We start from the raw sequence: 23,321 nt of genomic DNA, 5'->3' as shown, positions 1-23,321 counted from the left end.
TAATTCAACTAAGCTGGGCCCGAAAATTTTTCGAATTGTCTGACGCTGACTTCACGTGAACAGTTCAAGCAGTTCTGGGTTTACTGATTTCATGCTGACGGTCCGTCTGAAAACGAAATCAGTCGCAAGAAGGAATTCAGCGAATGCAGTCACATGCCAAGGTTGTCGTCGTTGGCGGCGGATGCGTCGGGGCTTCGGTTCTTTATGGATTGACGCAGCACGGCTGCACCGATGCGGTCATGCTTGAGAGAACCACGTTGACCTCCGGTTCCACCTGGCGTGCGGCAGGTCTGCTGGTCACCTTTGTGCGGTCCCACAACGTTTCGAAGATGACGATGGAGACCATCCGCATCTATTCCGAAGTCGAAAAGAAGATCGGCGCTTCGGTCGGGCTGCGCCAGGTGGGTCAGTTGCGCGTCGCCAATACGCAGGAACGCTGGGACGAGTTCCTGTCCTATGTCTCGATTGCCGAAGCTGCCGGTGTACCCTGCAAACTGCTGACACCAGAGGAAATCGCCGAACTGCACCCTCTGCTCAACCAATCGGAACATATTCGCGGTGGCATCCTGCATACCGAGGACGGCTATGTGAACCCGGCCGACATCACCATGGCAATGGCCAGGCTGGCGCGCGAGAAAGGCGCCAAAGTGTTTCAGAACACCGAAGCGGCGGCTTATGAAAAACTGGAAAACGGTCATTGGAAGGTGACAACCAATCAGGGTGAGATCACTTGCGAACATCTTGTCTTCGCGACCGGAAACTATGCCCGCGAAAACGCGCGCCGTGTTGGCCTGGATCTGCCTTGCATTCCAATCGTTCACCAATACTGGACAACGGACACCGTTCCGCTGCTGAAAGAACGCCGTGCACAAGGGTTGCCCGAGTTCCCGATCCTGCGGGATGAAGATTACGGCGCCTATCTGCGCGAAGATGTGGGCGGCATTCAGTTCGGCCCTTATGAGTTCACCAAAGACCTCAAGCTATTCGCCGAAGATCACGTGCCGCCTGACTTTGGCGCCGACCTCTTGCCCGAAGATTTCGACGCGGTCCAAACGCAGTGGGAGCGTGCCATCGAGCGGGTTCCAACACTTGGTGAGGTGGGTATCAAGGCCAACACCCGAGGTCCGTTCCAGATGACACCGGACGAGTTGCCGCTTGCGGGACCCGCACCGGGGCATGAAAACCTGTGGCTGGCCGAAGGCATGCCCGGCGGCATATTGTGGGGTGGCACTGTTGGTGAACGCCTGGCCCGCTGGATTGTCGATGGGGATCCGGGCATGGACATGTCCGAACTCGACCCGCGCCGTTTTTCGGATTACGCGTCCAAGCGGTGGACCATGGACAAGGTGCGCGAAACGTGGGGGACCCACATGAACGCGCACATTCCCGGAGAGGACTTTCCCGACGCGCGCCCGATGAAAACGATGGGGTCCTATGACTTGCTGAGCGCGCATGGTGCCGTCTGGACCAGCTTCAACGGATGTGAGTTTCCGCGCTGGTTTGCCAAATCGCGCGAGGACGCTGTTCCGGAACATTCCTTCCGTCGCACCAACCACATGGAACGCGTTCAGGAAGAGGTGCGCACCACCCGTGACGTGGCCGGTTTCATCGAGATGTCGCCGATGACCAAGTTCACCCTGCGCGGACCGGGGGCCGCCGAATGGCTGGATGGCCTCATGGCGAACAGGCTGCCCAAAGTGCGGCGAATGACCCTGTCGCTTTTGTTGAACCCAAAGGGCGGCATGGATGCGGAATATACGGTCGTCCGCTATGCCGATAATGATTTTTACCTGGTTTCCACCCCGAACTGGCGCGCCTACAACTGGGATCAACTGCGACGTTTGCTGCCCAATGACAGCTCTGTCCTTCTTGAAGATGTTTCAGAACAATTGGGCGTGATTGCTCTGGCTGGCCCCAAGGCACGAGAGATCCTGCAACCATTGACCGACAATGATCTGTCGAACGAAACCTTCCCGTGGCTTTCTGCGCAAATGGGTGAAGTCGGATACGCCAAGGGCGTTCATCTGCTTCGCGTGTCCTATACCGGCGAGCTGGGGTGGGAATTGCATCACCCGGTCGGTTACAACCGCCATCTTGTCGACCTGCTACTGAAGGCCGGTGTGAAACCTTTCGGGCTAGAGGCACTGGAATCCATGCGTCTTGAAAAATCCTATCGCGCCATCAATCGCGAGATTTGCAAGGACATGACGCCATACGAGGCCGGCCTTGATCGGTTCGTGGTAACTGATGGTCGCGACTTCATAGGCAAGGCCGCTCTTTTGAAACAGAAAAAGGAAGGTGCGTACCGGCGGTTGGTCACGCTGAAACTGCCCTTTGGCGAAACATCGGTAATGTTTGACGAGGGCGTCTATGCTCAGGGCAAGCTGATCGGCCGTGTCACCTCGGGCGGGTTCTCTTATTATTGCAACCACGACATTGCGATGGCACTAGTGCCACAGAACATGACGGCGCCCGGAACGAAAATGCAGGTGCTGGTCCACAATGAGATGCGCGACGCCGTGGTCATCGACACATGTGCTGTTGATCCCGCAAACACACGCCCGCGCGCTTGAGTGCGAAAACAGAAAGACTGGACTCGAACGGATGACCGAACAACCGACAAAAACGCTTTCACTTGCCGAAGTTCGGGACTTGGCCAAATCGGTTCTTGTTTCTGCCGGAGCGGACACGCGCAGCAGTGATGTACTTGCCGATATCGTCACCCGGTCTGAACGGGACGGCCCGCGCAGCCACGGGTTGCGCATGTTGCCGGTCTATGTCCAAAGCTTCACGTCCGGCTATGCCAACGGGCACGCGAAGCCCAAAACCGAAAAGGTTGCCCCGGGCGTTTTGCGCTGTGACGCCGACAACGGGTATTATCAGGTTGCAGCGGCAGCAGCCCGCGAGGATCTGATCGCGATGGCCCGGGAAAACGGGATTGCCGCGTTCACCTGTGCGAACTGCCACCATCTAGGTGCGTTACGGTTTGACACCGAACCTTTGGCCGAAGCCGGCTTGGCGGCCTTTGCCGTGATCAACTCGTTGTCCATGGTGGTTCCGCAAGGTGGGGTTCGCCCGGTTTTTGGCACCAACCCCATGTCTTTTGCCTGCCCGCGTGACGGCGACGCGCCCGTGGTCTGGGATCAGGCCTCGTCCATGGTGGCCCTCATGGATATCCGCATGGCCGCTGCTGAGGGACACGACCTGCCCCGCCCTGCCGGCCTTGATCCCCAAGGCCAGCCCTCAACAGACCCGAATGCCATCCTTGAAACCCGCAGCCTGTTGCCGTTCGGAGAGCATAAGGGGGCCGCGATCGCCTTCATGGTTGAGGTGTTGGGCGCAGCACTGGCCGGTGGGACCCTGTCCGTGGACAACAAAGAGCGCGAAACCTTCGGCGCCCTGAATATCAAAGGTGGTGCGACCCTGATTGCCATCGACCCCACCCGGTTCGGCAACGCGGCCTTCAACGAATATGTCGCCCGCATCTGCGCCGAGATTTCCGGCAACGGGTCTGCGCGGGTTCCGGGGGACGGTCGCCTTGCAAAACGGGCAGCCGCCGAGGCCCATGGCATCGACGTGAGCGCCGAGGTTCTGGCCGCACTTGGCTGAAACTGAAATCACCCGCCATCGAATGGCCGGACAGCACCCGCCCGGCTTGCCAACCACGCCACTCAATGGCCGCCGAAATAGGCCTCGAGCAAGCGTTTGTCATTTCTCAGTTCGTCAGACGTGCCCGACGTCTGCATCCGCCCGGACTCCAGCACATAGATGCGGCTGGCAAGTGACAGGGCAAAATTGGCATTCTGTTCCGTGATGACGACGGTCAGCCCGTATTCTTTGTTCAGCTGACGGACGACTTCGGCAATCTCGTGACAGATCTTCGGGGCAAGACCGATCGTCGGCTCATCGACAAGCAGCAGTTCCGGGCTGGTCATCAAGGCCCTGCCAAAAGACACCATCTGCCTTTCCCCGCCGGATTGGGTCGACGTCTCCTGCCCTTCCCGTTCTTGCAGACGCGGGAAAAGACTGTGCACCATCTCAAGGTTGTTTTCGATGTCGTCTCGTGCGGTGAAGGCCCCCACCATCAGGTTGTCGCGCACCGACATATAGGGAAACAGGTTGAACCGCTCGGGCGCATAGCCCACCCCGTGACGCACGATTTCCGAAGGGCTTCGACCGGCAAGGCTGTGCCCGCGCAAGCGGATGTCGCCTTCGATTTTCACAAGGCCCATGATGCTGTCCAACAAGGTGGATTTACCTGCACCGTTCGGGCCGACCACGGCGACAATCTCACCGGGCTGCACCGTGATCGAAATATCGGTCAACGCCTGGGCCTTGCCGTAAAACGCGGACAGGTTCTCGATTTCCAGATAGGACATCAGACGCTCCCCAGATACGAGGCCTGAACGGCCGTGTCGTTCATCACGTCGCTGAACGCGCCTTCGGCAATCATGGTGCCCCGCTCGATGGCGATGGCGCGGTCGATCAGCGGTTCCAGCGCCGGCAAATCATGGCTGACGATCAAAAAGGTCATCCCGTCCTTGCGCATGGATTGTATGAGATCGGAAATCTGCGCGATTTCACCGACTGTCAAACCTGCAAACACCTCGTCCAGCAACATGACTCGCGGTGCCGTGGCCATGGTTCGGGCCATTTCGAGCTTGCGCAGATCACCCATTGCCAGTTCGGCGGGGGAGCGGCTCAGATCCGCTTCCGTGAACCCGACACTCAGCGCAAGCTCTTTTTCCCTATCCGTATCCGGCGGCGAAACGATCATGCGCCAGATGTCGTCCGGCATCAGGCCCACCCTGATGTTTTCTGCAACACTCATGTCGCCGAACGGCCGAGGTATCTGATAGGTTCTACTGACCCCGGCCCGGATACGCTGAGGCGTCGACAGCGCCGAAATCTCATTGCCGAACAGCTCGATCGTACCGCTGTTCTGCCGCAGTTCGCCCATGATCTGGCTGAATACCGTCGTCTTTCCCGCGCCATTCGGACCGATCAGGCCCAGCGACTCTCCTTCTTGCAGGGAAAAGGACAGATCGTTCGTGGCCACCAGCCCGCCAAACCGTTTGACAAGACCGGAAACTTTCAGCGCAACGGTCATGTCAGCCCCCCTTTCCGTAGCCGTTGAAAGCCGCGTTGAGCAAGTTCAACCAATCCCTTTGGCTGATACATGTAGAGAAGCAGTGCGAAAGCACCGTAGACGAAATACCGTTCAGCCCCGGGAAGCACGGGACGCAGGTATTCCAGAAGGAACGTCATGAAGAACGCACCGATCATGGGGCCGATGATGGTCGATGTTCCGCCCAGCAATGCCGCAACTATGATGGTGAAGAGAAAGTTGATGTCGAACAGGGCCCGCGGTGCAAGCGAGCCCAGGTAATGGACATAGAACGCCCCACCCAGACCGGCGATGAACGCGCTGGTCAGAAACGCAAAGGCCTTCAACCGCGTGGTGCTGAGCCCCGAACTGGGGCTCGGCGCCTGCGAGAGGATATTCGGCGCCGACTCGATCGCTGCGCTTGACGTGCTCAACGATCCGAAGATCAGCCGATCCCGGCGATGGATGGCGTCAGTCGCCAGTATCGATGCCATGTTTGAGGATTTGGAACTGCCCACAGGTGTTCGGCTGGCGATCTCCGAGCGCTGTTCACAATACTACGGCGGCGGCCCGGCGTCGCGCCGGATTGCGCGGCGGGCCACTGGAAAGGAATGGAAAAGTGCGTGCGTTGTTCTGAGTGAACTTGGTGTGGGCAAGGGCATTCATTCGCGGCCATCGCGCTGGAACGCACGTGCGGCCAGGCTTCATCCGGATCTCGGACGTCTCCAACGAGAAGAACAGGATGGCCGGTTGGGAAGCAGCTTGGCCGACATTCTGGGAAGCCTCGCTCATATGTCCATCAACCGGATCCTTCACTGGGGAACTGCCGCAGAAGAGGCGGTTATCCTTGAGGCGCTGTGTCGGCACTATCGAACCAAATTGTACCACGGCTGGAAATCGTCACAGGCGGAATTCAAACGGCACCAGAACAGGACCTGAACTGCCCCTCTGAAGTGTGTGCAATCGACGGATACCTCGCCCCCCCGAATGAAGTGCCCAACAAGGACTGGATCGCGCTTCGGACCAAGACGGGACACCTCGGAACCTGCATCTCACCTTTACAGCACGCGGCGTTTCGGAACCTGCCGACTGACCGCGTAGCCTGCGAGCGCCGAAAGCGATTTTGCCACGCCGCCCCGTGGCACGGGGCTGAGCGCTGCGATTGCCTGATCGCGGTATTCTTCAGGCAATTGCTGCCTCTTGATATGGCGCGTGATATGGCGCGTGGCCGGGGAAAGCTCTGCCAAAAACCGCGCGGGGTCGCGGTGACTGAGGAAAGCACGGGCTGCCGCGCCCCCCGTTTGCCGCTGGGCCGCCTCAAGAACAGGCACGCTGAATAGCCCGCTGGAAAGGTCTGACGCAAAAGGTGTGCTGCCCGCAGGGCGGTCCAGGGCAAGTTCATCCTCGGTCAGCAGGTAAGCCAGGCCAAGATTTTCGCCATAATCGCGAAGGGCGGCTGACAGATCGTTTTGTTCGGCAAGCATCGCACCGAGTTCGCAAGGCAGTCGAAAAAATGCAGCCATACATTGCCGCATCTGCGCGATGCGCATTTCGACCGCCAGATCCGGTTGCCATGCGGTCCGAAGCTCGGACACTCGGCCTTCACATGCCGAGGCCATGGCGCTCAGAATTGATGGCACCAGATCCGGGCAGTCCCGTGCGCCGACTTCGTGTGCTTTCGCCAACAAGTAGTCGCCTGTCAGTATCCCAAGCTTGTCGCCCCAGTTGGCCTTGGCGTCGGCTGTTGCTGCCGCAGCCTCGATCCCCCGAATGCCGCTTTGGGCAAGAAATCCCAAATACGCGAGTTCCAGCGCCGTGGCCGCGGCACGACGTCTTTTTGCCTCGACATCACCCAGATAGGACGTCAGCAAAAGCAACAGCGAAGGTCGAAAGGCAACCATGTCAGCCCGCTTGCCCGCGAAGGACATGCGCGTCAGAAACGGCCAATCGGTGCGCACGATGTGATTGAGGCGTGCGCCCACATCGCGCAGGTCGTCCCCAAGCGGCATCTCGGGCACTCGCACAAGGGGCGATACGTCATCCAACATGGCGCTTTCCACATCACCGCCAGTGCCTTCAGGCACCAAAACGGCACGGCGCAGCATGTTGTGAACCGGCTTTTCGCTTTCGAACGTATCGTCCAACACGCGCCAGATGAACTCGTATCGGCGGCTTGCGCGGTTCCCGAGCGTGAAGTACCCGGCAAAGCGATCCCCCAGCAGAAGCGCATAGTCTTCCGCTGCCACCCAGGGGCCTGCCCCGGTGCGGAGGCACCGATCAGTGGTTTGCGCCGCAAGCGCACCGGATTCCAGCGCAAAGCTGATTCCTTCGCCTGTAAACGGGCTGATAAGACCGGCGGCGTCCCCAACCAGCAACAGACCCGAGTTGGCGGCACGTTCCGGTGCGAAATCGAACCTCAGCGGTGCCCCCAAGGTCATACCGGACAATTGAATGCCCGAATATTCTGGATAATCCTTGCGGAGCACGTCCAGAAATTGATCGAAAAGGGTCCTGACATTGGTGTCAAACGCCCGACAGAACAGTCCGACACCGACATTTGCAGTTCCCTTCCCCGTTGGGAACGCCCAGCCATAGGAAGGCAACAAATACCGGTCCGTAACATCAGTCAACGGCAGCATTATTTCGAGCAGTGGCGGAGTATCACCGCAGCCATCGACATAACCGCGAAGCGCCGTGCCGTAGCCTTGCTCGGGTGTTTCCCGCAATCCCGCCGCTTTCGCCAATCGAGACGCGGCACCGTCTGCGGCGATGACCGTATACCCGGTCAGAACCATTGTCGTGCCATCCTGCATGTGCGCACTGACGCCTGTGACAGTCCCGCTTTCATCCGTTACCAGATCGTCGGCGCGGCATTTCGGCAAGAAAGCTGCACCTTCCGCACGGGCCTGACGCAAAAGACAGTCATCCAGTATCAAACGGGGCACAACCAGCCCATAGTCGTCTTCGCCCTCGTATCGAAAATCCCGGTGGCCCCTGTTGCGCATATGGACGCGCACACCTTCGACCTCCTGCTGATCGGTTAGCGCGGACAGAATGCCGAGGCGTTTCAACTGAGAGATGCCGGACCGGGTGATTCCGTCTCCACAGCTTTTGTCCCGAGGGAAATCCTCACGGTCGACCAGAATGACCTTTCGACCTCTGCGTGCCAGTTCGATGGCGGCAGCGCTGCCGCCGGGCCCCGCACCGACAATGATGGCGTCCCAAGTCTCGGCCGCGGCCTCCTTGGGCGTCGCAAGCGGCAGATCGTCGGCAAAAGGGCCGTAGCCGTCCATGTCAGGCCCGCCTTTCGACAGAAAGCCGGGCGAGGTTTGCCAGCGAGTCGCGCAGCACATGATCGTCAAGCCCGGCAATGACCTTGACGGCCGCTTCAGATTTGTGCCGCGCCAACTGTTCCGTAGCTTCGACCGCGCCCGAATTGCGAATGATCTCTACAGCACGCGAAATATCCGCATCCTGCATGTCGGCCAGCCTCAACCTAGCCCGCAATTCATCGGCGGCCTGACCGTTCTGACCCAGGCACAGGAGCACCGGCATCGTATACGCCCCTTCACGCAGATCAGAGGCGGACCCTTTCCCAAGTTCCGCACTGCTTGCAATGTAGTCCAGAACATCGTCGCGAAGCTGAAACGCAAGGCCAAGGCACTTTGAATAGGTGATCAGTGCGTCTCGATCCTGATCACTTACGTCAGCCAACATCGCCCCCAGCGATGCGGCGAGGACAAACAGTTCGGCTGTCTTGCCCTCAAGCATTTCAAGATGCTCTTCAATGGTCCAATCGGCGTTGTAGGCGTTTTCTGCTTCGCGCAATTGCCCAAGACACAGCGCGGCACAGTGTTTGCCGGCCAGCTCGGAGGCCGTGGGGCTGACGGAATCCAACAGGTTTATTGCACGGGCCAGAATGAATGTTCCGGCGAAGCTGGCGATGGGTGAAGACCAGCGACGGTTCACGCTTTCCGCTCCACGCCGAAGTTCGGCCCGGTCCATGACATCGTCATGATAGAGCGACGCCACATGGATCATTTCGACAGCCGCCGCCGCCTGAATTGCGCGTTTGCGGCCTTCTGTGTCGGTGAGGCGTCGTGCTGTAAGCAGCAGAAGAATTGGCCGCAACCGTTTCCCGCCAGCGCCGATAAGCCAGTGTGCAATCTCTTCGAACCCCGGCTGGTCCGAGGCGACGGCATCCAACATGGATGCTTCAACCTGGGGTATCGTGGCCCGGACCTGTTCGTCTTGCAACCAGTCAGACATCCGCGATCTTGCGGAACTGCGCCAGCGTCTTCTGCAAACGCTTCGACCTGAGCGCCGCTTCGGAGTTCCTGATGAAACTGTCATAGCCTTCGTGCAACGCTGCGGACTCGGCGCGAACAACAATTTCTCCACGGTGGAAGGCGTCCATTACGGTCATCCTGCCTTCGGAAATGGCTACAAGTGCTTCCGGTGAGATCGCGCCGACGCCCCGGCCCTTCCCTTTGTGTTTTTGGTTCGGGTTGATGTGAACTTCACCGCTCATCACCGAAACTTCGACCGACCCCATACCAAAAACACCAACCGTTGCACTGGCGCCCTCGTACTGCTTGACCAGTTCAGCATATTCCTTCTTGGCGTCCGCCTTGAAACCCGCCAAAGCATCTTCGGCCAGTTTTTCGACTGCCTTTGCACCCTCTTCCGGCTGCATCCGCTGTTCATAGTCTGCCACGTTCGTATCCTCCGTTCCAAAATATCCAAATCAGACCGAGCCGACCGCCGCCCGAGCATCCACACGCCCGGCACCCTGCTGCGTGGTCGGTGCGCCGATATCGACGGCGGTGGCCATGAGAACTGCCTTGATGTCAGCCGGCAGCAGTGTCGGGTTTCGCTGCAACATCAGCGCCGCGACCCCGGCGACATGAGGGCACGCCATCGAGGTGCCGCTGGCCTCGAGATGAAGCGGATCTATCACCGTCGCGCCGCCATTCATGTCATTGCCGGTCGCCGATCGCGATGCCACGATATCCACGCCGGGGGCGGTGACATCCGGTTTGTCGCGCCCATCCGGCGTTGGTCCGGGACTGGAGAAGCCGGCCATGTTGTCACTATCATCGCTTGCCCCGACGGTAATCACGCTCTGCGCAATACCCGGACAGCGAATGCGCGTGTCATAGGTGCCGCAACTGTCATTGCCCTCGTTGCCCGCGGCCACCACGAAGGTCACCCCGGCGGTCGAAGCCGCATCAGCGGCGACACATAAAACGCATGTCCCGTCCGGATCGACCCAATTGCCGTTTCTGTGGGAAAAGCCCCAAGAATTGGAAAGAACATCCATCCCGTCCGCCACGGCCTGTTGAATTGCCGCAACGCAGTTGGGAGCGTTGCCGCTGCCGAATTGGTTCAAAAGCTTGTAATCGTGAATGACCGCCCCCGTGGCGACACCACGGAACGTCGCGCCATTGCTGGCAACAACGCCCGCGCAATGGGTCCCGTGCCCATTCAGGTCTCCCAGCCCCTCGCCGGTAAAATCCTGTTGCGTGCCAAAATTCCCGGCAAGTTCAGGATGCGTCTGGTCCACCCCCGTATCCAGAACGGCAACATCCACTTCGCCTCCGTTGATCCCGCTGGCTTCCACGACATCGGCATTGATAAGCGGACGGCTGTTATCCAGATCAATCAGGATTTGATTCTTGCAATGAGCCACCTTCAGAACATCGGCGCGCCCGGCAATATCTGTCAGGCGCTGATCATCGGCCCAGACCACCAGGCTGTGGTTCAGCCAAAAGGTCTGCTCGACCTCGATTTCACGCTCGCCAAAGCTCTTGGCAATCTTTCCCACCACGTCTTCGCCATGGCGGCGATGTTGCATGATCGAACGGCGGCGCTGGCGCCGGTCGAACGCACGGGGCGCGCGATCAGGTGATGTCCTGCCGCTTCGCAGCAAGACCAGCACACGATGCCGGGGAAGCTGGGCTGTTTCCGTTTGGCCAAGCAGGGCGTTCAGGCGCGCCTCTTTTCGGTTGGCCAAGAGGTCACGCAGAACAATGCTGTCCATTTTGGAGATGGACTCGCTGCCGAACTCGGCACGAAGCTTCTCGATTTCACGACGTTCCGCTCTTTCGAAGCGATCAACGTGTTCCCGACTTAACTCGGTCATTTCGTGCTCCTTTGGATCATGGTCTTATGGGGTTTTCAGGAATGGCCTGGCGCTCGGTGGAGTGGGTGATCATCACCACGGAAGGATCGTTGGCCATTGTCGCGATGGCCCCGGGCGAAAGTTCAACGGCAACACTGTCGATCAGCCACAGTTCGGTAATCCCGGCACCGCCCAGGTTTTCCAGAGTACCGACCAGGGGCCGTGTGCGTCGGCGGAAGTAATCTTCGCGTGCCTTTGTTTCGGCGCGCCGGAAAGAGGGCGCATTGCCTTCCGTGTCTGGCGCCAAGCGCAATATGACCTGCACCGAGTGCCCATCACCACCGTCTGTTACGGCCTTCGCCAATTCCGATTGCAGCTGCGTGTCCAGCTTGCCCCACGCCGCCTCGGACAAACCAAACGGACGGTTGCTGTTGGTTTCGGTCAAGGTTTTGTCCTCCTCGGTCGCCGCCACGCTGAACATAGCCGGGGCGACGGCACGATCGAAGCGCGGGTTAACGACAATGCCGGGCCCCGGTTCAGGCTCTGCCGAAGGCGTACTGCGCGGGTGTTCCGGCCGGAAACACAGTTCGATCAACGCTGCTTCCTGCGCGCGCATGGCGATTGTAACCATGCCGCTTGCCTGAACCTCGATGACCTGTACTCCCTGCTGCTGCGTTCCTGTCTGGGTCGTCAGGACATTGCCCGCCGCATCAAGTGCGATGATCGTTATGGGCTTTCCACCAGCAAAGCTCAGCTTGAGGCGGGCCCAGTCAGCGACGACCGGCAGATGGGCAAAAACACCGGCGATGGAAAGCAACAGTTTGGGTGTGCCTTGCGGTTGGAACCCGCCAATGATCTGAAGAAGGCTGCCTTTGGTCGGCAGGAACCGCACACCGCCAACGTTCAATACCGGATGGCGGGAAGGCAGTTTCTGGCCGCGAAAATCAATGCAACGTTCACGCGGGGGAATTTCCGGATCGGGCTTCGGCTGGTCAGGGCAATGCGGTTGAATCGCGATGAACGCACAATCATCAATGTATCCAAGCACATCATTGCGCGGATCATCTCCGCTGAATTCCAGAAATACCGTTACGGCTTCGGCTTCCGCCGTCACGCGGCCCCGCAATTGGCGCCAGGCACCGTCAAGGTCACCAGTCCACCATTCCACCCAGGCCGCCCGCGGATCATCACCACCGCGCGGGTCCAACCCCAGAGCATAGCTGCCTGCACTGCGGGCTTCTGTTGTGAACCAACACGAGAACTCATAATCCCATCCCGGGTTTGAACCCAGCGACTGCCACAGGCCAACACGAAGACCGCGCTGCGCGATGACCCGTTGGGATCTGTCGCCGGTCCGGACGATGCAACCTTCGCAGTCAAAGGCATCGGCGGGGATCGGGGCCAATTGCGGAACGGGATTTCCCTTTCCGGCGTGAAAGGCTGCCAAGTCGGTCAGCCATGCATAGGGTGTCCAGAACCGACCGACATTGCCCGCCGGAAGCGAACGGAAACCATCTTCGAAACCGGGATTCAGCAGATGCACGACCCGGACGGTCAGGTCATCCTGACCAAAGGCGCCATCGTCATCCATGACGGTACAGATGGCCCGGAAGTCACCACAGTTTTCATAGATATGTGAGGCGGTCGCCGTGCCTTCGGCTGCCGGTGGCTCGTTCGTCTCCTCGATCAGGGCGGTGCGGGGTTCGCTGCAATCGCCGAAATCCCACTTGGCTGTATGCGTGTCACACCAGCCGGGATCCCGGAAATCGGCGACAAGCGTGATCGGTGTGCAGACATACGCATAAAGATCCGGGCCAGCTTCGACTTTGGGCGGAACATTGGTAACGGTGACACGCAGGGTGTCGATGGCCTCGCCCCCATTGACGTCGCGAATACGCACCGTGACCGTGTATTCGCCATTATCGCACCAGGCATGGGTCACGGTCGACGTGCCTGTCGCCGCAGGAGGACCATTGGTTTCGGAAATCACACCGGGTTTCGGCGCGTGGTGATCACCGAAATACCACATGGATTCGTGGGTGTCGGGGTATTCGACGTCTCGGAACCGCGCGACCAGAGTGACCTCTTCGCCCTCCTGCACCGTCAGATCCGGTCCGGCATCCACTGTCGGCGGCACGTTTTCGACGGTAACAAGCGAGAAACTGCGACTGCGCGCGCCGCCCGGCTGGTTCATCGTCAGCGCATGTTTTGCGGTATAGACGCCACTTGCCGCATAGACATGCTGAATCGAGGGCAAGACCGCGGCCGGTGTCCCGTCACCCGGCAACCATTCGTACCCCGCGTCAGGATGTTCATTCACAGCCGCAAGCGACATGGCCGATGCGGCCGCACCCGACCGTGCCCCACCCGAATCCGCCGGGACGACATCCGTGGCCTCGCAACTGCTTATGACAGTGAAATCTCCGGCGATTTCAAGACCGTCGGTATCAATCACGATCGGGTCCGAGAATACCGCTTCGACCCGCCCGATCCTGGCAAGGTTTTCCGGCCAGCCGGTGATGCCCGTAACCGTATTCGTAACTTCATCTGACAGGATTTCGCTGCCCATGCTTTCGGCAATACCGCGGACGACAAGGGCCACGATCACAACGACCAGTGCGCCCAGAATTCCGAAAGCGCCGAACGACAGTATCGCGGCGATTGCCGTCAGCACCCAAAGCAGCACGGATTCTTCGGGATCGACATCGCTGTCGATTTCAAAGTGATCCATTTGCTGCCCGCCGTCTGGGCCCAGCGAACCGTTCGGCTGCCAGCGCAAACCGACGTCGTTGAAAAAGTCGGCATCCACATCAATGCTGCCCAGGATCGCATCCACGACCGTCACTTTGCCCGATATTCTGATCGCCCCCGCCCTGAGGCTCACGTCCAGATCGGTCAGCCGGACTTCGCGCCCGTCAGGTGTAAAGGTCTTCGGAAGGTCATCATCCGACAATTCAGCTTCGATGCGCGCCGTTTCAATCGATGCTTCAACCTGGGCCGCGCTGATGGCAATTGCAAAATCCCTGTCGGCCGGAATGAAATTGGCAAGCCCGCCTACGTCACCGCCACCATCATCGTTCAAGGCGATGGCCAGAAACTCGTTTGTCACTCCGACGGTGATACTGTCGACTTCAAACTCTTCGTCCGTTGCCTCCGGTCCCCAGATGTAAACGAAGTCGCGTGCTTCCAGATCCCGGTGAAAGAAGTCGCCGATGAATTCTTCGATCTCGGCCACGGTCGGGGCAGCAATGGAAATCTCGCCCAGGCCACTGGCCAGTTCCTGCCCACGCGACACCAGTTCGCTGGAAATCTGGGCGTCGAGGTCAATCGCGACCAACGGGATCGCCGCAAGCTGATCGCGGTTATCGATATAGTTGTCACCCTCTGGCCCATATTCCGGACCGGCCGGATTGATCGCGTCCACGGTGACGATGGCCGCATTCAAATCCGTGCGGAACTCTGAACCGACCCGGCTGAAAGGTGCCGTGATGTTGATCCGCGTTTCGATCCCCATGGGATCCTGCGGATTGAAAAAGAGCTGTACGGCCGGACCGACAACAATGTTGAACATCCGCAGATAGACCGGCAGCGAAATTGTTATGTCACCGCCGGACACGGTGGTTTCAATATCGTGCGCCGCAACCGAGTCGTCGTTGAAGATTTCCGCATGGACATCCGTCGTCAACGCTCCCAAGGCAAATGGCAGCGCGGTCTCATCGATGACATGGGGAATGGATGGGAAGGCCGGGTCAATCGGTCCGCCGGGGCCACCGTTCTCATAGGCTTTGTCCACGAATTCACTTGCGAACAATTCGATGTTGGACGCAATCGGATCGCCGCTGGTCAGCGTTGCGGACACCTGGCTGCGAGGCAGACCGTCCAACAGCCATCCCACATCCTGCCGCCCGGGGATCAGACCGATCGGCGCAGCCGCAGCAAGATCGGCCGTCATCGTCAGCATTTGCGCGGAAGGAACCGGGGGGTTTTCGATTTCGATCTGGATCAGGACACCAAGTTGAATTTCGGCACCGGTGATGTCCGGGCGCAGGCTGGCGTCCAACTGGTCTTCGGGAATCTGAACCGACCCGTCAGCTACGACGAAACCGCCAAAGGTTTCACCTGCGGGAACATCCATGAATTCGGGAATGCGGCCTTCATCGCCGGGATCATCGTCGCATTCCGCGGACTTCCACGCCCCCCGAATGACCTTTCGCAGGACCTCTTCCGAGGCTTCGACGACAACTTCATATCCTCTTGTATTTGCCATCCTGACGTCCTCGGTGTGACGGCGCGAGGGAATCGCGCCCGGGTGTCTTCAAGCAGTGCCGGTGACAACGGCGCGGGGCGTGATATTGACCAGCCTGCGTTTCCCGGTTCGCACGGCACGATACAGCGCCTCGGTCGCAAAACGCGGTGTCGACGCATCAAGTTGCCGGTAGGCAAGCAGCGGAGCGATGATTTTGTGCGCCTTGCCCAGTGCTTCCAGCGGGTCGGGAATCTTCGCGGGCTCGATCAGACTTGGATCGAGTCCGGCGACGGATTTGCCCTTGGCTTTCCCGGGAAACCGGCGCGCGATTTCCGATGCCTTGACCCTGGCCACCTTCACTTTGGAGGTGGAAGAACGCACTTTTCGCGTCGGCAAGGACAACGGAGACAGGTCAGGGCGTTTTGAAGCATCATCGACCAGCTTCAACTCGTCGAAAAGCACCACAGCCAGATCCTGTTCCTGCCCGGGGTCAAATTCATGCCCGGACGCGGCGAAAATCTTTTTCCGCAAGCTTTTGCGTTCGACGATCTGTTTCTTGGAAAACCGCGCTCTGTCCTCCAGCTCGAGCCGACCTGAAAGATCCAGATCGAACCCAAGTTCCTCAAGCGCCAACACGGGGTTAATCAGCGCAGCACGAGCAAGCTCTGGGGTGACATTCAAACGGGCAGCAATATCATGCACTGCTGCCTGAACGTCCTGAAACGTAGCCATAGCAGCCTTCCAATTACGAATAAACGTAACTCTTGAACGCTTGGAACCAATAGAAAGATAATTTGGGAGTCTGCCTTCACGATATATTTTTAATGCGATTCCGTCAATGAGCCCGAGGCGTCGCAAGGCTGACTTGCATCCGATCGCATAACGGTATTTGACGTGTCGCTGGTTGTATCGGACGGGTTTGCCGTGAAAAATGCGAAGGGAATACAGGCCCCGACCATCTAGCGATAACTGCAGTACAGAACCTTCCCGCGCCATGGCCGGGGGTGGTGGTTTCAAGCAAGACCGCCGATCATGACGTCCGCCAAATTGTGCAAGCAAACCGCGGCCCCGCGCCTTTAAACCACCCACAACACCTCGCGCCCCTCTTCCCCCGGACCACATCACCTGCCATAATGGGGGAAACTCAAAAACAAGAGCAGCACCCATGCCCGACGATCTGTTGACGCCAGAAGCGACCACAACTTATGACGCCTCCTCGATCGAGGTGCTCGAAGGTTTGGAACCGGTCCGCAAGCGACCCGGCATGTATATCGGCGGCACGGATGAGCGCGCTTTGCACCATATGGTGGCCGAGATCCTCGACAACTCGATGGACGAGGCCGTGGCCGGCCACGCCAACCGGATCGAGGTGGAACTGCACCCCGATTACGCCCTGACCGTGCGCGACAATGGGCGCGGCATTCCGATCGATCCGCACCCCAAGTTTCCTGACAAATCCGCGCTCGAGGTGATCCTGTGCACCCTGCATGCGGGCGGCAAGTTCTCGGGCAAAGCGTATCAGACCTCGGGCGGGTTGCACGGCGTGGGCGCCTCGGTGGTGAACGCGCTGTCGGATTCGATGGTCGTTCAGGTCGCCCGCGACAAGCAACTGTACGAACAACGTTTCTCGCGCGGTGTCCCGCTGGGACCTGTCGAAAAGGTCGGCGCCGCCCCCAACCGGCGCGGCACCACAGTCACCTTCCACGCTGACGACCAGATATTCGGACACCACCGGTTCAAACCCGCCCGCCTGTTCAAGTCGATCCGCTCCAAAGCCTACCTGTTCTCGGGCGTGGAAATCCGCTGGAAATCCGCCATAGACGACGGCGAAACCCCCACCGAGGCCACCTTCCACTTCCCCGGCGGGCTGTCGGACTACCTGAAAGAGACGATGAATGGCTCGTCGACCTATGCCGACCAACCCTTTGCCGGAACCGTGGATTTTCAGGAGAAATTCGGAACCCCCGGCAAGGTCGAATGGGCGATCAACTGGACGCCCTCGCGCGACGGCTTCATCCAATCCTACTGCAACACCGTGCCGACGCCCGAAGGGGGCACCCATGTGGCCGGGTTCTGGGCCGCGATCCTCAAGGGGATCAAGGCTTATGGCGAGTTGATCAACAACAAGAAGGCCGCGCAGATCACCCGCGACGACCTGATCACCGGGGGCTGCGCGCTGGTATCATGCTTCATCCGCGAACCCGAATTCGTGGGCCAGACCAAAGACCGCCTTGCCACGGTCGAGGCGCAGCGGCTGGTCGAAAACGCGGTCCGCGACCACTTCGACAACTGGCTGGCCGCCGACACGAAATCCGCCGGCGCGATCCTCGACTTCCTGATCCTGCGGGCCGAAGAGCGCCTGCGCCGACGGGCCGAGAAGGAAACACAACGCAAGTCCGCCACTAAGAAACTTCGTCTTCCCGGCAAGCTGGTGGACTGTTCCAGTTCAACACGCGAAGGCACCGAACTATTCATCGTCGAGGGCGACTCGGCGGGCGGCTCGGCCAAAATGGGGCGCGACCGCAAAACGCAGGCCCTGCTGCCCTTGCGCGGCAAGATCCTCAACGTGCTGGGCGCAGCCAGTTCGAAACTGGGCACCAATGCCGAGATCAACGACCTGACGCAGGCGCTGGGCGTTGGGCTGGGCAGCAAGTTCAACCTCGACGACCTGCGCTATGACAAGGTCATCATCATGACCGACGCCGACGTGGACGGCGCGCATATCGCGTCCTTGCTGATGACATTCTTCTTCACCCAGATGCGCCCGATGATTGACGCAGGCCACCTTTATTTGGCCTGCCCGCCTCTGTATCGTCTGACCCAAGGCGCCAAGCGGGTTTACTGTCTGGACGAGGCCGAGCGGGACGAATGGCTGAAAAAAGGTCTGGGCGGCAAGGGCAAGATCGACGTGTCCCGCTTTAAAGGTCTGGGCGAGATGGACGCCAAGGACCTGAAAGAAACCACGATGGACCCCGCGTCCCGGAAATTGATCCGGGTCACCATCGACGAGGACGAACCCGGCGAGACCGGCGATCTTGTCGAGCGCCTGATGGGTAAGAAGCCCGAACTGCGGTTCCAATACATTCAGGAGAACGCGCGGTTTGTGGAGGAGCTGGATGTTTGAGGGTCAGGATTCGTAACCAATAAATGACGGTTGCTGCGAGTGCGATTGCGGACAGGAAGATTTTGGGACAACGATCATAACGTGTCGCTACGCGCCTCCAGTCCTTGAGCCTACCAAACATGATCTCAATACGGTTGCGCCGCTTGTATCGGCGCTTGTCGTACTTCACTTTGGTCTTAGGTTGCTTTTGACCTGGGATGCAGGCACGTATCCCCTTGTCTTCAATACATCTCGGCACCAGTCGGCGTCATAGCCACGATCCCCAAGCAACCATTCGACTTTAGGTAAGCTGCTCAGTAGCGCACGCGCACCGATGTAGTCACTGACTTGACCAGCGGTGACAAAAAGGCTGAGTAGTCGCCCTCGGCTGTCACAGACAGCATGCAGTTTGGAATTCAGCCGCCCTTGGTTCGACCAATCAGACGGCCAAGTACCCTTCGATCATCGCCCCGTGGTTTGCGCTGGCGTGACGCTCCTGCCGCCTATGGTCCGCACAAGACGCTCTACAGCCGCTGGAAGCGCTGGAGCGAGAAAGGCATCTTTGCGCGGATGATGGCGGGTCTGGCCGCCGAACACGGCGAACAGAAGACCGTGATGATCGACGCGACCTACCTCAAGGCCCATCGAACAGCGACCAGTCTGGCCGCGAAAAAGGGGGGCGTGGGCGCCTGATCGGTCGAACCAAAGGCGGCATGAACACCAAACTGCACGCCATCTGCGATAGCCAAGGCCGCCCACTCAACCTGTTCGTCACCGCCGGTCAGGTCAGCGACTACATCGGTGCGCGGGCGTTGCTCAGCAGCCTGCCAAAGGTCGACTGGCTGCTCGGGGATCGCGGTTACGATGCCGATTGGTTCCGGGAAGCGTTGCAAGACAAAGGGATACGCGCCTGCATCCCTGGACGAAAGCAGCGCAAGAAAGCCGTCAGATACGATAAGCGTCGATACAAACGCCGAAACCGGATCGAGATCATGTTCGGCAGGCTGAAGGATTGGCGGCGCGTGGCAACCCGCTACGACCGTTGCCCAAAGGTCTTCCTCTCTGCCATCGCTCTGGCCGCGCTCGTCATCTACTGGTTATGAATCCTGACCCTAAGGTGGCTTCAAGTCGTTTACCTTTCTACCTAAAGAGAAGACAGTGTGAAAATGAAGAAAAACGAAAATCTGATAAGTTTTCTGATAACTTGCGCTTTAGTATTCGGAGGCGCGTTCTTTAGAATACGATCTCAAGAAGTATACGTCTCTTTGGAGCTTATTGGCGCGGGTTTTATTATTGCGATTGCATATTATTACTACTTTAATTTTAAGGGAAAAAATAATGAATGATTTTCCTAAATCCTATCCCCAAGATGCCGGGACTGAACACCTAGCGACCGCAGGGTGGGTGCTCGCACCTATCAAATTGCGCGCATATATTTGGGTGTAAACACCCACCCCACCCAATCAAAACCCTAGCGCCCGCCCATGGGGGCGTGTCGGGAGCGTGCTTGATGCCTTGCATCAATCATTGGGTGGACAGAAGACACACCCATACCACACACGCCCTCAAAAAACCAAAATCTACTGCAATTCAAACCCCTTCGGTTTACAAATCAAACCAAGAACCGGCTTCCCCGCGGCAAGCTGGCTTGGATTTAACGATTAAGGATTTGCAATGGCCCGCCTTTATGACAGTCGAAAACGTGTTCTCGTAACCGGTGGGGCCGGGTTTCTGGGCTCGCATCTGTGCGACCGGCTTCTGGATCAGGGGCACGAGGTTCTGTGCGTCGACAACCTGTTCACCGGCACCAAGCGCAATATCGACCATCTGCACAACAACCCGCGTTTCGAGTTCATGCGCCACGATGTGACCTTCCCGCTTTTCGTGGAAGTGGACGAGATCTATAACCTCGCCTGCCCGGCCTCGCCCGTGCATTACCAGCACGATCCGGTGCAGACGACCAAGACCAGCGTGCATGGTGCGATCAACATGTTGGGTCTGGCGAAACGCTTGAAATGCAAGATATTTCAGGCCTCGACCTCCGAGGTCTATGGCGACCCGACCATCCATCCGCAGACCGAAGATTATTGGGGCAACGTCAACCCGGTTGGTCCGCGCTCGTGCTATGATGAGGGCAAGCGCTGCGCCGAGACCTTGTTCTTCGATTACCACCGGCAGATGGGGCTTGAGATCAAGGTGGCCCGCATCTTCAACACCTACGGGCCCAGAATGCACCCCGCCGACGGGCGCGTCGTGTCGAACTTCATCATGCAGGCCCTGACCGGCGAGCCGATCACGATTTTTGGCGACGGTACGCAAACCCGGTCATTCTGCTACGTGGATGATCTGATCGAAGGGTTCATCCGCCTGATGGAAACCGGCCCGGACGTCACCGGCCCGGTCAATCTGGGCAATCCCAACGAATTCTCGATGAACGAACTGGCCCACGAAGTGCAGGCCCTTGTGGGGGCCGAGACCCCTGTCAGTTTCAAGGAATTGCCAGAGGATGACCCGAAACAGCGCCAGCCCGATATCACTCTGGCGCGGACCCTGCTGGGCTGGGAACCCAAAGTGCAACTGAAAGAAGGGCTGCACGCAACCATCCGTTATTTCCGAGACCTTCAGGCCGAAGTCGAGACCTAGGGCCAAGGCCCGGTTCGGGGTCCGGGCACGACCAAAGCCCCTGACCTGCCCCGGCGCTTGCGGAACCTTCGCAAGGCATCGCCTTATTCGAAATCTGCCTGATCCAGCAGCGTATAGGTGAACTTGTTGCCGAACGCGTCGCGCCCGGCTTCGCATTTCAGCAGAAACTCGGCAAAGTGACGCTGATCCGCGAATACCTGACACCCGGCGGAATAGATCGAATTCGCAGTGTCATCGTCACCGTTGTTTGGCCCCTTGTGCAGATTAATGCCGAACATCCCAATTTGAGGATTAACAAGGTTCAGGTTTCCATCCATGTTGTTGTCCCGAAACACGGTAACGTTTCCCAGCCTTTGACACAGCGCCTTGTGGCCTCCGGGCCGCCCTCGTTTATGAATATCGATCTTGTAGCAGGACCGATATTGCCCCGGCGCCAGAATGGCCGTCCCATCCGGGTTTATCGGGTTCTTCAGGTAGTGATCGCTGGGATCGGCCGTCATCGGGTAATAGGCAATATCCCAAACGCCAAGAAACCGGTGGAACACCGTCATGACATCATCGAATTTCTTGGGTGAAACCGGATGGGCGCGAATGCCCACTATGTTCAGGTTCCAATCGACAGTTGGGGTGTCGAAAACCACGTAATCCTTTTGGGACATGACATCCATAATCGCTTCCACAGAGGGTCTGAACATCTCTCAATTCTCCTGAAACAATGCGGCCATGTTACCACAGAAATGACCGATCGAAAAAACCGGCCCCTGAGGTTGTCACTGTGCTTGTAGGATTTTCGTTGCCTAACCCGTTGATCCCGTTCAAACTTGCTGAAACAAAAAACCATGATTGAGGTCCGGGCGTCCAAACCCTTTTTGATCGACAACAGATTTGCAGGACGAGAGGACGACATGAAAACACTGACTATTGGGCTGGCCTTTGCCATGCTGGCAACCCAGGCCCCGGCGCAACAGACGCTCAGCCTGGCATCTCCGATCCCGGACGGGGCGGAAACACGGTTTTGCTATTACAAGGGGCTGGCTTATTCCCCGGACTCCTTCATCGTGATCTTTGGCGACAACACCGTCACAGAAACGATCAACACGCGCGAGGAACGCTTGCTGCGATGCGTGAGCAGCGACAAGGGCACCATGCACTGGAAGCCACAAAGCACGTTTCAGGTCGGCCGCTAAGCCAGAGACATCACTGTCGCCCAAGGCTTTTCAGCCGGATCAGACAGCCAATCCGATCAGGGCGACGCCCACGGCCATGAGCGCCGCGGCACCCAACCGTCGCGCCCAGTTGCCTTCCTTGAGGAATACGAACCCGATCAGTGCGGCAAAGATGACCGAAGTTTCCCGCAGCGCCGAAACCGCGCCCAGCGGTGCGAAGTTCTTGGCGTACAGCACCAGACCATAAGCCGTCATCGATACCAGCCCTCCAAGAATACCGATCATCCAAACTTTGGCTGGCAGGTCTTTGAGGGTCGCACGTTTCCGAACCCCGACAAACCCGGCAATGAACAGGTGCAGAAACGCCCCCCACGCCCAATAGCTGAGCGTGTTGCCCGACAGCCGAACGCCGATCCCGTCAACGACCGAATAGATCGAAATGCAGAACCCGGTGCCCAGCGCAAACATCAGTGCGCTGCGCCCAACGCCCGAGCGCAGAGCTTTCCAACTGCTCAGCTGGATGCCCGCGGCAATCAGGGCGATACCGGTCCAGGCCTGAAATGGCAGCACTTCTCCGACCAGGAACATTGCCCAAAGCGAAACCAGCGCCGGGACAATTCCACGGGCAATGGGGTAGACCACACTCAGATCACCATGCTGATAGGCTTTACCCAGCATGAAGTAATAGCCGAAATGCACAATGGTCGAGAGCAGGATGTAGATAAAGCTCTCTGGGTTCGGCAGCGGCAGCACCATCACCATGACCGCCGCAGGCAGCACTTGGCCCAAAGCGACCAAACCCAGCATGGTGGTTCGATCCGCCGCTGTCTTCACGATTGCATTCCACACCGCGTGCAGCAAAGCAGCCGAAAGAATAACAAGGACAACGAACAGGGTCATGTCCGGACCTTTCCCGCAGAAGTTTCGCGCCA

At 58.7% G+C, this 23,321-nt stretch carries 17 protein-coding genes and 2 pseudogenes; 7 read left to right on the top strand and 12 right to left on the bottom strand.

Annotated features, from left to right (window positions below):
* Nucleotides 1–143 precede the first annotated feature (143 nt).
* Nucleotides 144–2,573 (top strand): FAD-dependent oxidoreductase, encoded by a 2,430-nt coding sequence (locus NOR97_RS05020; protein WP_257600409.1) that lies wholly within the window; start codon nucleotides 144–146, stop codon nucleotides 2,571–2,573.
* Between the two features lie 31 nt (nucleotides 2,574–2,604).
* Nucleotides 2,605–3,609: an Ldh family oxidoreductase gene (locus tag NOR97_RS05015; protein WP_257600408.1), complete on the top strand. Its 1,005-nt coding sequence runs from the start codon at nucleotides 2,605–2,607 to the stop codon at nucleotides 3,607–3,609.
* Between the two features lie 62 nt (nucleotides 3,610–3,671).
* On the opposite strand, the gene NOR97_RS05010 is transcribed toward NOR97_RS05015, so the two are convergent.
* The 3 genes from NOR97_RS05010 to NOR97_RS05000 are packed head-to-tail and all read right to left on the bottom strand — an operon-like array spanning nucleotide 3,672 to nucleotide 5,601.
* The gene (locus NOR97_RS05010) at nucleotides 3,672–4,379 is read right to left on the bottom strand and encodes an ABC transporter ATP-binding protein (RefSeq protein ID WP_257600407.1); all 708 of its coding nucleotides are present in this window, start codon (nucleotides 4,377–4,379) and stop codon (nucleotides 3,672–3,674) included.
* Complete coding sequence (locus tag NOR97_RS05005) at nucleotides 4,379–5,110, bottom strand: ABC transporter ATP-binding protein (RefSeq protein WP_257600406.1); 732 nt, start codon at nucleotides 5,108–5,110, stop codon at nucleotides 4,379–4,381. The genes NOR97_RS05010 and NOR97_RS05005 overlap by 1 nt, the downstream gene beginning before the upstream one ends.
* Complete coding sequence (locus NOR97_RS05000; protein ID WP_257600405.1) at nucleotides 5,107–5,601, bottom strand: branched-chain amino acid ABC transporter permease; 495 nt, start codon at nucleotides 5,599–5,601, stop codon at nucleotides 5,107–5,109. Before NOR97_RS05000 ends, NOR97_RS05005 begins: the two co-directional genes overlap by 4 nt.
* Here NOR97_RS05000 and NOR97_RS04995 point away from each other — a divergent pair.
* Nucleotides 5,534–6,046 carry a lantibiotic dehydratase C-terminal domain-containing protein gene (locus NOR97_RS04995; protein WP_257600404.1) on the top strand — a complete coding sequence of 171 codons (513 nt, stop codon included), beginning with the start codon at nucleotides 5,534–5,536 and terminating at the stop codon, nucleotides 6,044–6,046. The genes NOR97_RS05000 and NOR97_RS04995 overlap by 68 nt on opposite strands.
* A gap of 119 nt (nucleotides 6,047–6,165) precedes the next feature.
* Here NOR97_RS04995 and NOR97_RS04990 read toward each other — a convergent pair whose 3' ends face one another.
* The 6 genes from NOR97_RS04990 to NOR97_RS04965 are packed head-to-tail and all read right to left on the bottom strand — an operon-like array spanning nucleotide 6,166 to nucleotide 16,209.
* Complete coding sequence (locus NOR97_RS04990) at nucleotides 6,166–8,400, bottom strand: geranylgeranyl reductase family protein (RefSeq protein WP_257600403.1); 2,235 nt, start codon at nucleotides 8,398–8,400, stop codon at nucleotides 6,166–6,168.
* 1 nt (nucleotide 8,401) lies between these two features.
* The gene (locus NOR97_RS04985; RefSeq protein WP_257600402.1) at nucleotides 8,402–9,376 is read right to left on the bottom strand and encodes a polyprenyl synthetase family protein; all 975 of its coding nucleotides are present in this window, start codon (nucleotides 9,374–9,376) and stop codon (nucleotides 8,402–8,404) included.
* Nucleotides 9,369–9,824, bottom strand: a complete 456-nt coding sequence (locus tag NOR97_RS04980) for a hypothetical protein (RefSeq protein ID WP_170346493.1) — start codon at nucleotides 9,822–9,824, stop codon at nucleotides 9,369–9,371. The genes NOR97_RS04985 and NOR97_RS04980 overlap by 8 nt, the downstream gene beginning before the upstream one ends.
* Before the next feature lie 30 nt (nucleotides 9,825–9,854).
* Complete coding sequence (locus tag NOR97_RS04975; protein ID WP_170346492.1) at nucleotides 9,855–11,252, bottom strand: S8 family serine peptidase; 1,398 nt, start codon at nucleotides 11,250–11,252, stop codon at nucleotides 9,855–9,857.
* A gap of 16 nt (nucleotides 11,253–11,268) precedes the next feature.
* Complete coding sequence (locus NOR97_RS04970; RefSeq protein ID WP_257600401.1) at nucleotides 11,269–15,498, bottom strand: PKD domain-containing protein; 4,230 nt, start codon at nucleotides 15,496–15,498, stop codon at nucleotides 11,269–11,271.
* 48 nt (nucleotides 15,499–15,546) lie between these two features.
* The gene (locus tag NOR97_RS04965; protein WP_170346490.1) at nucleotides 15,547–16,209 is read right to left on the bottom strand and encodes a hypothetical protein; all 663 of its coding nucleotides are present in this window, start codon (nucleotides 16,207–16,209) and stop codon (nucleotides 15,547–15,549) included.
* Nucleotides 16,210–16,642: 433 nt separating this feature from the next.
* On the opposite strand from NOR97_RS04965, the gene parE reads away from it, so the two are divergent.
* Nucleotides 16,643–18,601 carry a DNA topoisomerase IV subunit B gene (gene parE, locus NOR97_RS04960; RefSeq protein WP_257600400.1) on the top strand — a complete coding sequence of 653 codons (1,959 nt, stop codon included), beginning with the start codon at nucleotides 16,643–16,645 and terminating at the stop codon, nucleotides 18,599–18,601.
* A gap of 13 nt (nucleotides 18,602–18,614) precedes the next feature.
* Here the strand turns inward: parE and NOR97_RS04955 are convergent.
* Nucleotides 18,615–19,029: pseudogene (locus NOR97_RS04955) on the bottom strand (IS5 family transposase); the annotation flags it as partial.
* A 25-nt stretch (nucleotides 19,030–19,054) separates the two neighbouring features.
* Between NOR97_RS04955 and NOR97_RS04950 the strand changes: the two are divergent.
* Together NOR97_RS04950 and NOR97_RS04945 are read left to right on the top strand one after the other, a co-directional pair.
* Nucleotides 19,055–19,683 (top strand): annotated as a pseudogene (locus NOR97_RS04950) (IS5 family transposase); the annotation flags it as partial.
* Nucleotides 19,684–20,254: 571 nt separating this feature from the next.
* Entirely contained in the window at nucleotides 20,255–21,223 is a 969-nt protein-coding gene (locus tag NOR97_RS04945; protein WP_170346487.1) for a UDP-glucuronic acid decarboxylase family protein, read from the top strand.
* Between the two features lie 83 nt (nucleotides 21,224–21,306).
* Here the strand turns inward: NOR97_RS04945 and NOR97_RS04940 are convergent, their stop codons facing one another.
* Nucleotides 21,307–21,918 (bottom strand): hypothetical protein, encoded by a 612-nt coding sequence (locus NOR97_RS04940; RefSeq protein WP_257600399.1) that lies wholly within the window; start codon nucleotides 21,916–21,918, stop codon nucleotides 21,307–21,309.
* A 210-nt stretch (nucleotides 21,919–22,128) separates the two neighbouring features.
* Between NOR97_RS04940 and NOR97_RS04935 the strand changes: the two genes are divergently transcribed.
* The gene (locus NOR97_RS04935) at nucleotides 22,129–22,410 is read left to right on the top strand and encodes a hypothetical protein (protein WP_170346485.1); all 282 of its coding nucleotides are present in this window, start codon (nucleotides 22,129–22,131) and stop codon (nucleotides 22,408–22,410) included.
* Nucleotides 22,411–22,449: 39 nt separating this feature from the next.
* Here the strand turns inward: NOR97_RS04935 and NOR97_RS04930 are convergent, their stop codons facing one another.
* Nucleotides 22,450–23,289, bottom strand: coding sequence for a DMT family transporter (locus NOR97_RS04930; RefSeq protein WP_257600398.1), 840 nt, complete (start codon nucleotides 23,287–23,289; stop codon nucleotides 22,450–22,452).
* Nucleotides 23,290–23,321 lie beyond the last annotated feature (32 nt).

This window comes from Ruegeria sp. YS9, from assembly GCF_024628725.1.
GTDB classification, from domain to species: Bacteria; Pseudomonadota; Alphaproteobacteria; order Rhodobacterales; family Rhodobacteraceae; genus Ruegeria; species Ruegeria atlantica_C.
The sequence above is the reverse complement of the archived record's forward strand: the minus strand, read 5'-3'. Positions and strand labels throughout refer to the sequence as shown.

What these genes read in the sequence shown, in the direction of transcription:
- NOR97_RS05020 (WP_257600409.1), top strand. Translation starts at nt 144, where the DNA reads ATGCAGTCACATGCCAAGGTTGTCGTCGTTGGCGGCGGATGCGTCGGG.
- NOR97_RS05015 (WP_257600408.1), top strand. Translation starts at nt 2,605, where the DNA reads ATGACCGAACAACCGACAAAAACGCTTTCACTTGCCGAAGTTCGGGAC.
- NOR97_RS05010 (WP_257600407.1), bottom strand. Translation starts at nt 4,379, where the DNA reads ATGTCCTATCTGGAAATCGAGAACCTGTCCGCGTTTTACGGCAAGGCC.
- NOR97_RS05005 (WP_257600406.1), bottom strand. Translation starts at nt 5,110, where the DNA reads ATGACCGTTGCGCTGAAAGTTTCCGGTCTTGTCAAACGGTTTGGCGGG.
- NOR97_RS05000 (WP_257600405.1), bottom strand. Translation starts at nt 5,601, where the DNA reads ATGGCATCGATACTGGCGACTGACGCCATCCATCGCCGGGATCGGCTG.
- NOR97_RS04990 (WP_257600403.1), bottom strand. Translation starts at nt 8,400, where the DNA reads ATGGACGGCTACGGCCCTTTTGCCGACGATCTGCCGCTTGCGACGCCC.
- NOR97_RS04985 (WP_257600402.1), bottom strand. Translation starts at nt 9,376, where the DNA reads ATGTCTGACTGGTTGCAAGACGAACAGGTCCGGGCCACGATACCCCAG.
- NOR97_RS04975 (WP_170346492.1), bottom strand. Translation starts at nt 11,252, where the DNA reads ATGACCGAGTTAAGTCGGGAACACGTTGATCGCTTCGAAAGAGCGGAA.
- NOR97_RS04970 (WP_257600401.1), bottom strand. Translation starts at nt 15,498, where the DNA reads ATGGCAAATACAAGAGGATATGAAGTTGTCGTCGAAGCCTCGGAAGAG.
- NOR97_RS04965 (WP_170346490.1), bottom strand. Translation starts at nt 16,209, where the DNA reads ATGGCTACGTTTCAGGACGTTCAGGCAGCAGTGCATGATATTGCTGCC.
- parE (WP_257600400.1), top strand. Translation starts at nt 16,643, where the DNA reads ATGCCCGACGATCTGTTGACGCCAGAAGCGACCACAACTTATGACGCC.
- NOR97_RS04945 (WP_170346487.1), top strand. Translation starts at nt 20,255, where the DNA reads ATGGCCCGCCTTTATGACAGTCGAAAACGTGTTCTCGTAACCGGTGGG.
- NOR97_RS04940 (WP_257600399.1), bottom strand. Translation starts at nt 21,918, where the DNA reads ATGTTCAGACCCTCTGTGGAAGCGATTATGGATGTCATGTCCCAAAAG.
- NOR97_RS04935 (WP_170346485.1), top strand. Translation starts at nt 22,129, where the DNA reads ATGAAAACACTGACTATTGGGCTGGCCTTTGCCATGCTGGCAACCCAG.
- NOR97_RS04930 (WP_257600398.1), bottom strand. Translation starts at nt 23,289, where the DNA reads ATGACCCTGTTCGTTGTCCTTGTTATTCTTTCGGCTGCTTTGCTGCAC.